Origin of the sequence: Mycolicibacterium sp. ND9-15, assembly GCF_035918395.1 — a bacterium.
GTDB lineage: Bacteria > Actinomycetota > Actinomycetes > Mycobacteriales > Mycobacteriaceae > Mycobacterium.
This window is the reverse complement of record NZ_CP142362.1, coordinates 2,032,543-2,045,538: the sequence shown is the minus strand read 5'-3', so window position 1 is coordinate 2,045,538 and position 12,996 is coordinate 2,032,543. Positions and strand designations below refer to the sequence as shown.

Below are 12,996 nucleotides of genomic sequence, written 5' to 3'. Positions count from 1 at the left end.
TCGCTGATGCGCTGGGCCATACCCGTTAATCGGATCGCTGAATCCGGCGCGCACGCGCCCGGCGCCTGCCCTCGTGCATCGCCGCCACCCGCGCCACGGGAATGGTCCTGCCTTGCTCGATCAGATCGATGGGCACCGTCTGCGGAGCGGGCATCGCCTCGGCCCACGGGTCGCGGCCGGCCAAGGCGTCGACCGCGGTGTGCACGGTGAAATCCGCCGGGGTGACGCGGTCGAGATCGGACCAGGCCACCGGGAACGACACCGGTGTGCCGGGACGCAACCGGGGACTGTAGGCGGCGACGACGGTCGCGCCGCCGACCCGGGTGGAATCGATGAACACCTTGCCGTCTCGATCCGCCACGATGAAAGCCGTTGTCGCACAATCGGGGTCGACGGCCTCCGCGCGCACAGCCAGGGCTCGGGTGGCCGCGGCGATGTCGTCGACCGGCGCGGTGTCGTCGACGGGGACGAATACGTGCACGCCTTTGGCGCCGCTCGTCTTCACCGCGCCCGTCAGGCCGCAGTCCGAAAGGGCTTGCCGGACAAGGAGAGCGGTGGCGACGACCGATCCGAAGTCGCTGCCCGCCGGCGGGTCGAGGTCGAGCACCAGATGCGTTGGGCGATAGATGTTGTCGGCCAGACCGAGCGTCGGGTGGAATTCGACGGCGCGCTGGTTGGCCAGCCACAGCAGGGTGCGCCGGTCGTCGCACAGGGCGTAGCGCACGTCGCGATGCGACGACTCCGCCCACATCGAGACCGTCTTCACCCAGTCCGGGGTGTACTTCGGCACGTTCTTCTGCATGAACGGTGCCCGTCCGCGCAGTACCCGCAGCACGGTCAAGGGACGTCCGGCCAGCCCGGGCAGAATCCGTTCGGCCACCAGGTCGAGGTAGTCGATCAAGTCGCGCTTGGTGGCGCCGGCATCCGGGCTCAGCGCCTGGTCGAGATTGGTCAACCGCACCCCGGCGCGCTGCTCCTCGGTGCTCATCAGCTCACCGTAATCAGATACTCAGGCGGCGGTGACGCTGCAGCCGTCGGACTCCCGCGGCCGACGCCGGGCCGTCGCACGGTGCCAGTGCGGCCTCGATGCGCTCGCGCACATCCTCGGCGTCTAGGCGGGTCCCGATCGCGACGAGCGCGTTGGTGACCGCCGATGACGGGGCGTTCGCAAGGTGAATCGAGGTACCGACGACGTTGACCACGTAGCGACGTCTCCGGTCGCGGTAGCGGACCGCAACCGTGCCCTTGAGTCGGTACACCCCCGCGGGCGGCCGCTCGAGCAGGTCGACGAGCGCCCCGGGCTCGACGCAACCATCACTGGTCACGGTGACCGAGCGGGCGTGCACGTGTGGGTGCTCGTCGGCGTCGTCCGCGGCGGTGTCGACGAGCAGTTCGCGCAACGAGAGTTGGCCGCCGACATCGGCGGATCCGGTCACGTCGTACAGCAGCGCGGGATCGACCCGGCCAGCGGTGGCGCCGACGACATGCGCATCCGGATTGCGTTCGTGCACACGCCGTTCGATCCGCTCCAGGACCTCCTCGCGGGCGTCGTCCGGAATCCGGTCGAGTTTGTTGACGACCACCAGCGAGGCCGCGCCGTATCGGGCCGGCGGGGTGGCGTGGTCATCGACGGTGTCGAAGTGCGCCGCTGCGTCGATGACGTCGACGAGGCCGCCGGGGCGCACCCGGTCCACGCCGCTGAACCGGATGATGCGCGAGATCGCTATCGGATCGGCCAGGCCGCTGGCCTCGACGATGATGGCGTCCAGGTCGAGCCTGGGCTCGGCGAGCTTGGCGAGCGCGTCGTCGAGCCCGCCCTCGTCAGGCAGGCAGCAGATGCAGCCGCCGGCGATCGACGCCGGTTCGTCGACCTGCCCGGTGACCAGCGCGGCGTCGACGTTGAGCTCGCCGAAGTCGTTGATGACGACGCCGACGCGGGCGCCTGGCTGGCGCAGCACGTGGTTGAGCAGGGTGGTCTTGCCCGCGCCGAGGTAGCCGGTGAGCGCGATGACCGGGATCGTCGCCAGCACGCCCCACATGATCGCAGCCCCGTGTTTCGGATCGTCGCCGATGTGGAACCTATGCCCTCGAGAGGAGGCCCCAATGACGGACCACGATAAGGCCGGACAGGCACGTGAAGGCCTGGTCGACTCGGTGAAGGGCAAGGCCAAGGAGATGTTCGGCGCGATCACCGGAAACGACTCGCTGACCGCCGAAGGCCAACTTCAGCAGGCCGAAGCCAAACGGCGCAAAGAGGCCAACACAATCGAGGCGGTCGCAGATGCCGAGGCGCGGCAGGCCCGTACCGACGTGGCCGAGGCCAGGCGCGAAGGCGCCGAGGCGCGCACCGCGGTCAATGCCGAGGCGGCCGCCGAGAAGGGCACGGTGGACGACCAGAAGGCCGCGCAGAAGCGCGCCGCCGAGGATGCCGCACACCGGCAGCTCGACCAGGAGCGCACCCAGGCCGAGCTCGACGCGGAGCGCAAGGCGCGTGGAGCCAGGGCCGAGCAGCGGGCGGAGGTCCACGACGCCGACACCCAGCTCGCCGGAACGCTCGAAGACCACCGCGAAGCCGTACAAGAGTCGGCAAGCGCGAAAGCGGAAGCCGCCCGCATCCGGCGGCAGGCCGAAAACCTCGACAACGACGCCTGATCAGGGCGCAAAAGGAGCTTGACGATGAGCCTGACCGCTATTCCGAGGGCGGTGCTGAAGTTTCAGTACCAGGTGGCCCGCATGCCGCTGCAGTTGATCGACGACCGGTTCGTCGCACAGCTGGACGACGAAGCCCCTGCCCGGCTCTTCTACCAGCGCTCGCTGGGGCTGCTGGACACCGCCGTCGGCGCCGCGCTCCGTGATCCCGAGATCAGTAAGCGGGGTGCCACGTTGGTCGAGCGCAGCGACGCGCTGCGCCGCGCGGCCCGCCTGGACGCGGCCGCCGACGAGAACCTCAAGCAGGCCGATAAAGACCTAAAGGCGACCCAGGAGAAGGCGCTGCAGGACAAGCAGCAGGCCTTCGAGGAGACCGAGGCCGAGGCCCGGCAGGCGCACACCGAGGCCCAGCAGCGTAAGCGCGCGGCTGTCGAATCGGCGGAGAACAAGGTCGTCGCGAACAGCAAGCGGGCCGATGAGGTCGCCGAGCAGCGCAAGAAGAACGTGGAGACCGCGAAGCGCCGCGAGGAAGAACAGATCGAGGCCGGCGATCGCGGTGCGGCGAAGGCCGCCAGCGTCAAGATGGCAGACGCGCAGGAAAAGCGCGTCGACGCCGCGACGACCCGCGCGCAGGCGGACACCATCGAGGACCTCGCCGAAGCCGAGAAAGACGCCCGGCAAGCCGACCGCTGACCCGCGCTAGATCCCGATCAGCGACTCGATCCAACCCCGCGCGAAGTACAGCAGGAAGCCCGCGGCGACGACCCACAACAGTGGGCTGATCTCGCGGGCCTTTCCCGCTGCCGAGCGCAGCACCGCCCAGGCGATGAAGCCGACGCCGATGCCGTTGGCGATCGAATACGAGAACGGCATCGTTGCCACGGTCAGCACCACGGGCAGCGCGACCGAGAACTCGGAGATGTCGATGTGGCGCAGGTGCGACACCATCATCGAGCCGACGATCACCAGCGCGGCGGCTGCCACCTCCGTCGGCACCACCGACGCCAGCGGCGAGATGAACATCGCCGCGAGAAACAACACGCCGGTCACCAGGTTCGCCAGGCCGGTCCTGGCGCCCTCGCCGATACCCGCGCCTGATTCGACGAAGACCGTGTTCGATGACGCCGAGGATGCGCCGCCGACCACCGCGCCGGCACCTTCGACGATCAGCGCCGACCGCAGGCGCGGGAACGTGCCCTGATCGTCGGCCAGTCCCGCCTCCCGGGCCAGCCCGGTGAAGGTGCCCATCGCGTCGAAGAAGTTCGCGAACACGAGCGTGAACACGAACATGGTCGCGGCGATCACCCCGATGCGTCCGAAGCTGTCCATGCTGACGGCGCCGACGAGCGACAGGTCCGGCAGTGCGAACGGTGAGCCCGACAGGCTCGGCACCGACAGGCTCCACCCGCCGGGCCTCTCGGCCGCCGAGCCGAGGTGCCAGATCGCCTCGATCACGACCGCGACGACGGTGCCGGCGACAAGCCCGATCAGGATGCCGCCCCGCACCTTTCGGGCCACCAGGATTCCCGTCAGCAGCAGCGTGAACGTGAAGACGACGGTAGGCACGGTGCTGATCGAGCCGCCGCCGTCGCCGCCCAGGCCGACCGGCGGTGACGCCAGGCCGGTGGAACCGATGAAGCCTGCGTCGACCAGGCCGACGAACAGGATGAACAGCCCGATGCCCGCCGTGATCGCGAGCTTGAGCTGCATCGGCACGGCGTCGAACACCAGGCGTCGCAACCCGGTCGCGGCCAGCACGACGATGATGAGCCCGTTGATCACCACCAGCCCCATGGCCTCGGCCCAGGTGAGGGAGCCGACGAGCGTCGTCGCGACGAACGAGTTGATGCCGAGGCCGGCGGCGAACGCGAACGGCATTCGCGCGATGAGCCCGAACAGGATCGTCATCACGCCCGCGGCCAGCGCGGTCACCGCCGAAATCTCGTCGAACTGAAGCCTCTGGCCGGTGACGTCCTCGGGGCTCGACAGGATGATCGGGTTCAGCACGAGGATGTAGGCCATCGCGATGAACGTGACCAGGCCACCGCGTGCCTCTGCGCCGACCGTCGATCCCCGCGCCGAGATCTCGAAGAAGCGGTCCAGGCGATTCATCGGTCAGACCCTATGGGTTGCCGTCGATGCGCGTCATCTCGTGCAGAGCCCGCAGAAACACCCGGCGGTCGGCGGTCGACAACACCGACAGCCACCGCTCCTCCCCGCGCTGAATCTCCGTCTGGACCGCGTCCTTGCGGGCGCGGCCGGCGTCGGTGATGGCCAGCAACCGTACGCGGCGATCGGCCGGATCGGGTCGCCGCTCGATGAGACCGTTGGCCTGCAACTCGTCGAGAGTGGCGATGATCCGGGTCTTGTCGGCGCCGATCGCCTCGGCGAGCGCGGCCTGGGTCCGCACCGGCGACTCGTCGAGCGCGAGAAGGACGCTGTACCCCCACATCGACACGTCGTGCGCGGCCAGGATCGGCGTCTCGAGCGCGATCAGCCGGCGCAGCAGCGGGGCGAGCATGGCCGCGAGGTCCGGTCGTCTCGGCTTCGGCGGCATGGCTGAATATTAAGCGTTGACCAATAATATGCAGACGCCTATTATAAACATATGATTATTACTAATGACCCTCGACCACTCCACCGGATCGCCGTCACCGCCTCCATCGACATCGTCGGTAATGTCGCGCCCAGCGACCTCGATCGGCCGACACCGTGTGCGGGCTGGGACCTTGCCGATCTGGTGACACATATCACCGTGCAGCACAACGGTTTTGCCGCTGCCGCGCGCGGCGCGGGTGCTGACCTAGCGGTGTGGGACCCCGCGACCGTCGCCGCCGCGGTCCGCGTGGACCCCGCCGGCGCCTACGCCGCGGCCGCCGCCGACGTGCTCGATGCGTTCAGCGCCGACGGTGTGCTGGAGGCGACGTTCGCGCTACCGGAGTTCGGCGAGGACGCCACCGTGCCCGGTGAGATGGCCATCGGCTTCCACTTCGTCGACTACGTGGTGCACGGCTGGGACGTCGCCCGCAGCCTTGGTGTGCCGTTCGCGCTGCCCGCCGAGGTGATCGAGGCTGTCCTGCCGCTGGCGTTCGCGGTTCCGGACGGCGACATCCGCGATGCGGACAACGCGCCGTTCGCCCACGCCGTCACGCAGGGCGAGGCGACGAGCGACCTCGACCGCGTGCTGCGCCACTTAGGCCGCTCGCCCGACTGGCGGGCGGAGGGCGTCACCGCGGGTCGATGAGATCGCGCAGCTTCTCCGCCGGGTAGACGGATGCGCCTGCGGCCCTCACCCGCTCGGCGAGGGTTCGGTCGGAGGTCGCGACGCGAATGCCGGTTGGGCCGTCGTCGGCGTGGACCAGCCGCACGATCTCGTCGTCTGCCGAGTTGGCCGCCGGATGCGGTGCATACGCGACGGTGACGACGGGCGAGACGATCGGTGGCTTCGGTGGGCGTTCGAACACCACCGTGACTTGGTCGCCGTCAGGCCGCCAGCGTTCCAATCGCTCGACGAGGGCGACCATCGCGCGGTGACGGTCGCGCCACCAGCCATCCGGTCGGGATCCGATCACGTTCATCCCGTCGACGATCCATCGCATCGGGCGTCGAGGGCGCGACGGCGTCGATGATTCAGTGAGCGGAGTGGCCGGTCTGCTTGGCCGTCGGATGCCGACGGCCAAGCAGGTAACCGAGCCAGCGAATGTCGAGTAGCACTTCGTAGCCTCCCCGCTATGCGGTTCTACTGATCAACAACGGCAACAGTCGGCGTCGTTGGTCGATGCTGTCGGCGAACTGTTGAAGCGCGTCCGGCACCGACTCGGCGACCGGCACGCTCACCCCGGCAGCGCTCAGCGCGCGCTGCACAGCATCGCTGGCGATGACCGACCATTCCACACCGGCGTGGAAGCAGTACTCATCGACGTCGTACATCAGCGAAACAATCTGTCCCATACAGGAATTCACACCGCTCAGGTCGAGAACGAACGGCTTCTCGGCAAGCACGAACCGGCCGGCGAGCGCGGTGATCCGTTCGATGTTGGCCGCATCGACGATTCCATCGACCGTCACGACCGTCGCCAGCTGGCGGCACACCGCGTGAAGCTGGGCGCCGGCGCAGTCGAATGTCGGATTTCCGTACATCACTGCCTCCCAAAGCCCCTCGGACTTGACCTTGGTGTTCAAGTTAAGCGATCAAGTTAAGGCAACCGGGAGCGGCGGCTAATACTTTGGTAAGAAGCCGAATTTGCTTCGCTCAGCAAATATGTCAGCCGTTGCCCGTCCCCTGGGGTCCGGAGTAGTTCGCCCACGGGCTGTAATCGGCGATCAACTTCTCCTGCGCCGGCCGTTGAGTTTCGGGCACATGTTGGAGGTTGATCCGGATGCGATACCAGATCGAACTGGGCCCGCGCATACCGTCGACGAGAACATCTGGGGGTTCGAGCTTTTCGGCTACCGACGGGTAACGTCTTCGCCATTCCTCCAACGCTGCCATCGCCTCGTCCTTGGTCTTGGTCCGGGCGATTTCGATCAGCGGCTTCGACGAGATACGGCGACCGTCCTTTGCGCCAGAACGCTTCGCACCGCGTGGTGCCTTCTCCGCCGGGCCGAGCCGGTCGGCAAGGCCGAGCAGCGCGTCCAGCGAGCCCGCCGAATCGTCGATGCCTTCCCACGGGTCGCCGCGCTCTGCGTACCTCTGCGGCACCGTCGCGATCGTGAACGCCTCCGGCCGGCAGTGTGGCACTTCGTTCCAGAGCAATGGCGTCGACACCCGGGCATCCGGCGTCGCGCGTACCGAGTAGGCCGAGGCGACGGTCCGGTCGAACGCGTTCTGGTTGAAGTCGACGAACACGCCTTCGCGTTCCTCTTTCCACCAGCGTGCGGTCGCGATGTCGGGCGCGCGGCGTTCGACTTCGCGCGCCACCGCCTGAGCGGCGAGCCGGACGAACTTGAACGGCCACCGTCGCTGAATCCGGGCGTAGATGTGAAAGCCTCGTGATCCCGACGTCTTGGGCCACGCCGTCAGCCCATGATCCTCGAGCACCTCGCGGGCGACCATGGCGACATCGATGATCTGTGGCCACGCCACACCGGGCATCGGATCGAGGTCGACGCGCAGTTCGTCGGGATGGGCCAGGTCGTCGGCCCGCACCGGATGGGGGTTCATGTCGACACACCCGAGGTTCACCACCCAGACCAGGCCGGCCGCGTCGCGCAGAACCGCTTCGGCAGCCGACGTCCCGGAAGCGTACTTCAGCTCGGCGACGTCGACGTAATCTGGCCGGTTCCGTGGCGCTCGTTTCTGGAACACCGCCTCTTCGGTGATGCCCTTGACGAACCGCTTGAGGATCATCGGCCGGTCCCGCACCCCGCGCAACGCACCGTCGGCGACGCTGAGGTAATAGCGCATCAGGTCCGACTTGGTCACCTCGAGATCGGGGAAGACGACCTTGTCGGGATGGGTGATGGGCACCCGCCGGCCCTCGACCTCCAGGTACCGGGGTGCGGCCATAGCGTCATGCTAGTTTCCCGGCCGGAGTGCGACGCCGGTCACATATTGTGGGTCCATGGCAAGTAAGTCCAGGCTCAGCGATCTCCCGTCTCAAGCGGTCGCCAAGGCTCAACAGCTCGTCGAGCGCGGGTCGGCCGAGCTGCACTACGCGGCCAAGATGTTCGGCGCCGGTGCGTTCAAGCTCGAACCGCCGCAGAACATCGCCGCGATGCTCGCCGACATCCGGCGCTGGGGCGAGTTCGGAATGATCCCCGCGCTCAATGCTCGCCGGACACCCGACCGCACCGCGATCATCGACGACTTCGGGGAGATGACCTTCTCCGAACTCGACGACGCCGCCCATTCGGTGGCCAACGGCCTGTTGGAGAAGGGCGTCAAGGGCGGTGACGGGGTCGCGATCCTGGCCCGCAACCACCGCTGGTTCCTCGCCGCTTTCTACGGCGCTGCCCGGACCGGTGCGCGCATCATCCTGCTCAACAGCGAGTTTTCGGGTCCGCAGGTCAAGGAGGTGTGCGAACGCGAGAGCGCCAAGCTGATCATCTACGACGACGAGTACTGCCAGGCCGTGTCCAAGGCCGATCCACCGCTGGGCAAGCTCCGGGCGCTCGGCGTGAACCCCGACAAGGACGAGCCGTCCGGCAGTACCGACGAGACTCTCGAGCATTTCGTCTCCCACCACACGGGCAAGCCCGCACCCAAGGCGACCAAGCATTCGTCGGTGATCATCCTGACCAGCGGGACGACCGGAACGCCGAAGGGCGCCAACAGAAGTACGCCGCCGACCCTGGCTCCGATCGGTGGCGTGCTGTCGCACGTACCGTTCAAGGGCGGCGAGGTGACGGCGTTGCCGGCGCCGATGTTCCACGCGTTGGGTTTCTTGCACGCGACGATTGCGATGATGCTTGGCACCACGCTGGTGCTGCGGCGGCGCTTCAAGCCCGCGACCGTGCTCGAGGACATCGAGAAGCACAAGGTCACCGCGGTGGTGGTGGTACCGGTGATGTTGTCACGCATGCTCGACGCGCTCGACGCAATGGAGCGCAAGCCCGACCTGTCGTCGCTGCGGATTGTGTTCGTGTCGGGGTCGCAGCTGGGCGCCGAGATGGCGCAGCGGGCGCTCAAGACGCTGGGACCCGTCATCTACAACCTGTACGGATCGACCGAGATCGCGTTCGCCACCATCGCGCGGCCCCAGGACCTGGAGAAGAACCCGGCTACGGTCGGCCCCGTCGTCAAAGGGGTCAAGGTCAAGATCCTCGACGACAACGGCAAGGAACTGCCGCAGGGTGAGGTCGGGCGGATCTTCGTCGGTAACTTCTTCCCGTTCGAGGGCTACACCGGCGGTGGCCACAAGCAGATCGTCGACGGCCTGATGTCGTCGGGCGACGTCGGCTATTTCGACGAGGACGGGCTGCTCTACGTCAGCGGTCGCGACGACGAGATGATCGTCTCTGGCGGGGAGAACGTGTTCCCGGCGGAGGTCGAGGATCTGATCAGCGGGCACCCCGAGGTCGTGGAAGCCACCGCGCTGGGCGTCGAGGACAAGGAGTGGGGCCACCGGCTGCGGGCCTTCGTGGTGAAGACGGACGGCGCCTCGATCGGTGAGGTCGAGATCAAGGAATACGTCCGTGAGAACCTGGCCCGCTACAAGGTGCCGCGCGAGGTGGTCTTCCTCGATGAGCTGCCGCGTAATCCAACGGGCAAGATCCTCAAGCGCGAGCTTCGCGAGATGGAAGCCGGCGGAGACGGCGATCAAGCAGAAGCCGGCGGAGACGGCGATCAAGCAGAGGCCGGCGGAGACGGCGATCAAGCAGAGGCCGACAAGTCGCAATAGTCCGCTCTCACTGCCGCGAGATCGGCGTGAGGGTCGTGATCGGGGCAGTTCGACGACCCCCCTGCAGAAATCGGCAACCGTCAAAGGCTTGAGCGACGCGATCGCGCCTTAATCGGCCATCATGGCGGCACCAGGAATCGACAGGCACACCAGCATCAATATGAGCAGGAACCATCCGGCGCCCTGCCACTGCACCCAGGTACCTTTCGCCTTCCACTCGCGGTAGGTTCTCACGAACGCGCCCACCCCACCGAGGAAGAGAATCAGGGGGACGGTCGACGCCGCGACGACCGATGTCTTCGACACGACCGCATAGAGGACGAAGGCCAGCGCCGCCACGGCGACAACCACGGCCACGTAGGTGGCAGCAGCGCGGAATGCCCGCGGCCGGTCCCATCGCTTCTCGACGTCGTCGGTCATGACTTCGGGATTGCCGTAAGTGGGTTCATCAAAACGCCTACCAGGGGCCGTTGACATACGCCGACAAACAACCGGGGATGTCGCGGCAGGCGATCACCGCGGTTTGGTCGGGCGTGCCACCGCGGATCTTGGGCGGCCGCGGCCCGAAGTTGCACGACGTCGTCCACGGGTTACCGGGGATAACGCCTGGGTAGCAGGGGGCCGTTTGCTGTTGCGACGCCGGTGGGCCGGCGAGAACCGTCGGCGTCAGTAACAGTCCGCCGAAAGCCGCGGCGCCGACCGCGGCGCGGGCAATGCGGGTGCAAAGGACCCTCATGACTTCCACCAACCGCTCGAACGCAACCGTCGCATTCAGGTTACGCCGCAGTGCGAAACGCTTTTACGGGTCGCGCGGCAGTCCGAGGAGACGTTCGGCGATGATGTTGAGTTGCACTTCGGTCGTCCCGCCGTAGATCGTGGTGGCCCGGCTGCCGAGCAGGTACTCGGCCCACCGGCCGGGCTCCTGCTGCGGGTCGCCGATCACGGCGTCGGTGCCGAACGAGGACACCGCGAACTCCGCGTAGCCCTGGCCGGTTTTCATCGACAGCAGCTTCGAGATCGCCGCGGCCGGCATCGGATCGCCACCGGCGAGCGTGAGCAGCGTCGACCGCATGTTGAGCACCTTGGCGGCATGCCCCTCGGCAATCAGTCTGCCCGCGTGGTTCTGCTCGATCTGGTCGAACTGACCGTCTTGGAGAAACTTGACGAACTCGGCCAGACTGGCCAGGAACGGCGGCTCGCTGCTGCCGATCGACACCCGCTCGTTGGTGAGCGTGTTACGGCTGACCTCCCAGCCGCGGTTGACCTCGCCCAGGACGAACTCGTCGGGCACGAATACGTCGTCGATGAACACGGTGTTGAACATCGCGTTGCCGGTCAGTTCGCGCAGCGGCTTGACCTCGACGCCGTCGCTGGCCATGTCGAGCAGGAAGTAGGTGATGCCATTATGTTTCGGTGCGCTCGGGTCCGTTCTTGCCAGCAGCGCCCCCCACTGCGAGTACTGCGCGCCGGTGGTCCAGATCTTCTGCCCGGTGATGCGCCAGCCGCCGTCGACCTTGGTGGCCTTGGTGGTCAGGCTGGCCAGGTCGGATCCGGCGCCGGGCTCGGAAAACAGCTGGCACCAGATCATTTCGCCGCGGAACGTCGGCGGTAGGAAGCGCTGTTGCTGCTCGTCGGTGCCGAACGCGACGATCGAGGGGATGATCCACGCCGCGATCCCCATCTGCGGGCGCTTGACCCGGCCGGTGTCGAACTCTTGGGCGATGATGATCTGCTTGACGGGACCGGCCGCGCGTCCCCACGGGTTGGGCAGGTGTGGCTGCACCCAGCCGCCCTCGGCGATCGCGACGTTGCGTTCCTCGCGCGGGATGTCTTTCAGCGCAGCGACTTCCGCCCGGATCTCGGCACGCAGCTTCTCGGTGTCCGGATCGAGGTCGATGTCGAGCTTGCGCATCCCGGTGCTGGTGGCCACGTCGACGAGCTGTTGCGGGTAGTCGGCGTGTCGACCGAAACCGGCCGCCAGGACCAGCGCACGCCGGTAGTAGACATTGGTGTCGTGTTCCCAGGTGAAGCCGATGCCGCCGTGCACCTGGATGCAATCCTGGGCGCAGTGCTGGGCAGCCTCGGGCGCCAGGGTGGCCGCGACGGCCGCGGCGAACTCGAAAGCACTTTCTGCAGCGCCGGTTTCGCGGTACTCGTCGATGGCCCGAGCCGCATCCCAGACCGCGGCGGTGGCCCGCTCGGTATCGGCGATCATCCCCGCGCACTTGTGCTTGATGGCTTGGAACTGGCCGATGGGCCTGCCGAACTGCTCGCGGATCTTGGCGTATGCGGCCGCGGTGTCAGTGGCCCAACGTGCCACACCGATGCACTCCGCGGACAGCAGCGTCGAGATCAGCGTCCGCGCCAGCGGGCGGCTCAGGTTGCCCAGCACCCGCTCGTCGGCGACCTCGACGGCGTTGGCGCGCACGTGCGCCACCGGGCGCAGCGGGTCGAGGCTCTTGACCGGTTCCATCTCGAGTTGGTCGGCGTCGAGGACCACCCACTCCTCACCGCTCTCGATCGCGACCGGCAGCACCAGCACCGACGCCTGCTCGGCGGCGGGTACGGCGCGCACCTCGCCGCGGATGACCAGGCCGGCGGCGTCGCCTTCGCCGTGCCGGGTGGCGGTCAGGCCGGAATCGATGGCGTAGGCCGCGATGGTCTCGCCGGACGCCAGGTCTGCGAGGATGGCCGCGTCGGGGTCGTGTGCGGCGATCAGTGCGCTGGCGATGGCCGACGGCACAAACGGTCCCGGCACCGCCCCATAGCCGAACTCGGCGACGACGATGGCCAACTCGAGAACGCCGAACCCCTGTCCGCCAACGGCTTCGGGCAGGTGCACGCCCTGCAGACCCTGTTCGGCAGCGCCCTTCCAATAGGGCGGCGGATTGGGAATCGGTGTCTCGAGCGCCTCGTGTAGCACCTCGGAGGGCGCCACCCGCGCGACGAAGGACCGCACCGAGTCGGCCAGGTCGTTGTGCTCAGGGCTGATGGCGATGGGCAT

General features: G+C 67.5%; 14 protein-coding genes. 4 read left to right on the top strand and 10 right to left on the bottom strand.

Annotated features, from left to right (window positions below; all coding sequences use genetic code 11):
• Positions 1–25: 25 nt before the first annotated feature.
• The gene (locus tag QGN32_RS10050) at positions 26–988 is read right to left on the bottom strand and encodes a DNA polymerase domain-containing protein (RefSeq protein WP_326548424.1); all 963 of its coding nucleotides are present in this window, start codon (positions 986–988) and stop codon (positions 26–28) included.
• Positions 989–1,001: 13 nt separating this feature from the next.
• Positions 1,002–2,039, bottom strand: a complete 1,038-nt coding sequence (locus QGN32_RS10045) for a CobW family GTP-binding protein (protein ID WP_326548423.1) — start codon at positions 2,037–2,039, stop codon at positions 1,002–1,004.
• Between the two features lie 64 nt (positions 2,040–2,103).
• Here QGN32_RS10045 and QGN32_RS10040 point away from each other — a divergent pair, with 64 nt between their 5' ends.
• Both QGN32_RS10040 and QGN32_RS10035 read left to right on the top strand, forming a co-directional pair.
• A complete protein-coding gene (locus QGN32_RS10040; protein ID WP_326548422.1) occupies positions 2,104–2,652 on the top strand; it encodes a CsbD family protein in 549 nt (182 codons plus the stop codon).
• Between the two features lie 81 nt (positions 2,653–2,733).
• Positions 2,734–3,342: an IF2 family translation initiation factor gene (locus QGN32_RS10035; protein ID WP_326548421.1), complete on the top strand. Its 609-nt coding sequence runs from the start codon at positions 2,734–2,736 to the stop codon at positions 3,340–3,342.
• A gap of 6 nt (positions 3,343–3,348) precedes the next feature.
• On the opposite strand, the gene QGN32_RS10030 is transcribed toward QGN32_RS10035, so the two are convergent.
• Together QGN32_RS10030 and QGN32_RS10025 are read right to left on the bottom strand one after the other, a co-directional pair.
• Entirely contained in the window at positions 3,349–4,761 is a 1,413-nt protein-coding gene (locus tag QGN32_RS10030) for an NCS2 family permease (protein WP_326548420.1), read from the bottom strand.
• 10 nt (positions 4,762–4,771) lie between these two features.
• Complete coding sequence (locus tag QGN32_RS10025; protein ID WP_326548419.1) at positions 4,772–5,206, bottom strand: MarR family winged helix-turn-helix transcriptional regulator; 435 nt, start codon at positions 5,204–5,206, stop codon at positions 4,772–4,774.
• A gap of 51 nt (positions 5,207–5,257) precedes the next feature.
• On the opposite strand from QGN32_RS10025, the gene QGN32_RS10020 reads away from it, so the two are divergent.
• On the top strand, positions 5,258–5,893 hold the full coding sequence (locus QGN32_RS10020) for a TIGR03086 family metal-binding protein (protein WP_326548418.1): 636 nt from the start codon (positions 5,258–5,260) through the stop codon (positions 5,891–5,893).
• Here QGN32_RS10020 and QGN32_RS10015 read toward each other — a convergent pair.
• The 3 genes from QGN32_RS10015 to QGN32_RS10005 all read right to left on the bottom strand — a co-directional run bounded on the left by QGN32_RS10015 (position 5,877) and on the right by QGN32_RS10005 (position 8,158).
• Positions 5,877–6,248, bottom strand: a complete 372-nt coding sequence (locus QGN32_RS10015) for an NYN domain-containing protein (protein WP_326548417.1) — start codon at positions 6,246–6,248, stop codon at positions 5,877–5,879. The genes QGN32_RS10020 and QGN32_RS10015 overlap by 17 nt on opposite strands.
• 130 nt (positions 6,249–6,378) lie before the next feature.
• Positions 6,379–6,831: an STAS domain-containing protein gene (locus QGN32_RS10010; protein ID WP_326548416.1), complete on the bottom strand. Its 453-nt coding sequence runs from the start codon at positions 6,829–6,831 to the stop codon at positions 6,379–6,381.
• An 82-nt stretch (positions 6,832–6,913) separates the two neighbouring features.
• Positions 6,914–8,158 (bottom strand): DNA polymerase domain-containing protein, encoded by a 1,245-nt coding sequence (locus QGN32_RS10005; RefSeq protein ID WP_326548415.1) that lies wholly within the window; start codon positions 8,156–8,158, stop codon positions 6,914–6,916.
• A gap of 55 nt (positions 8,159–8,213) precedes the next feature.
• On the opposite strand from QGN32_RS10005, the gene fadD2 reads away from it, so the two are divergent.
• Complete coding sequence (fadD2, locus tag QGN32_RS10000; RefSeq protein WP_326548414.1) at positions 8,214–9,992, top strand: long-chain-fatty-acid--CoA ligase FadD2; 1,779 nt, start codon at positions 8,214–8,216, stop codon at positions 9,990–9,992.
• Positions 9,993–10,100: 108 nt separating this feature from the next.
• Here the strand turns inward: fadD2 and QGN32_RS09995 are convergent, their stop codons facing one another.
• From QGN32_RS09995 to QGN32_RS09985, 3 genes are all read right to left on the bottom strand, one after another.
• Complete coding sequence (locus QGN32_RS09995; protein ID WP_326548413.1) at positions 10,101–10,412, bottom strand: hypothetical protein; 312 nt, start codon at positions 10,410–10,412, stop codon at positions 10,101–10,103.
• 37 nt (positions 10,413–10,449) lie between these two features.
• Complete coding sequence (locus QGN32_RS09990) at positions 10,450–10,728, bottom strand: hypothetical protein (protein WP_326548412.1); 279 nt, start codon at positions 10,726–10,728, stop codon at positions 10,450–10,452.
• 63 nt (positions 10,729–10,791) lie between these two features.
• Complete coding sequence (locus QGN32_RS09985; RefSeq protein WP_326548411.1) at positions 10,792–12,996, bottom strand: acyl-CoA dehydrogenase family protein; 2,205 nt, start codon at positions 12,994–12,996, stop codon at positions 10,792–10,794.

Coding starts and splice junctions, on each gene's coding strand:
- QGN32_RS10050 (WP_326548424.1), bottom strand. CDS start 988: ATGAGCACCGAGGAGCAGCGCGCCGGGGTGCGGTTGACCAATCTCGAC.
- QGN32_RS10045 (WP_326548423.1), bottom strand. CDS start 2,039: ATGTGGGGCGTGCTGGCGACGATCCCGGTCATCGCGCTCACCGGCTAC.
- QGN32_RS10040 (WP_326548422.1), top strand. CDS start 2,104: ATGACGGACCACGATAAGGCCGGACAGGCACGTGAAGGCCTGGTCGAC.
- QGN32_RS10035 (WP_326548421.1), top strand. CDS start 2,734: ATGCCGCTGCAGTTGATCGACGACCGGTTCGTCGCACAGCTGGACGAC.
- QGN32_RS10030 (WP_326548420.1), bottom strand. CDS start 4,761: ATGAATCGCCTGGACCGCTTCTTCGAGATCTCGGCGCGGGGATCGACG.
- QGN32_RS10025 (WP_326548419.1), bottom strand. CDS start 5,206: ATGCCGCCGAAGCCGAGACGACCGGACCTCGCGGCCATGCTCGCCCCG.
- QGN32_RS10020 (WP_326548418.1), top strand. CDS start 5,258: ATGATTATTACTAATGACCCTCGACCACTCCACCGGATCGCCGTCACC.
- QGN32_RS10015 (WP_326548417.1), bottom strand. CDS start 6,248: ATGCGATGGATCGTCGACGGGATGAACGTGATCGGATCCCGACCGGAT.
- QGN32_RS10005 (WP_326548415.1), bottom strand. CDS start 8,158: ATGGCCGCACCCCGGTACCTGGAGGTCGAGGGCCGGCGGGTGCCCATC.
- fadD2 (WP_326548414.1), top strand. CDS start 8,214: ATGGCAAGTAAGTCCAGGCTCAGCGATCTCCCGTCTCAAGCGGTCGCC.
- QGN32_RS09995 (WP_326548413.1), bottom strand. CDS start 10,412: ATGACCGACGACGTCGAGAAGCGATGGGACCGGCCGCGGGCATTCCGC.
- QGN32_RS09990 (WP_326548412.1), bottom strand. CDS start 10,728: ATGAGGGTCCTTTGCACCCGCATTGCCCGCGCCGCGGTCGGCGCCGCG.
- QGN32_RS09985 (WP_326548411.1), bottom strand. CDS start 12,996: ATGCCCATCGCCATCAGCCCTGAGCACAACGACCTGGCCGACTCGGTG.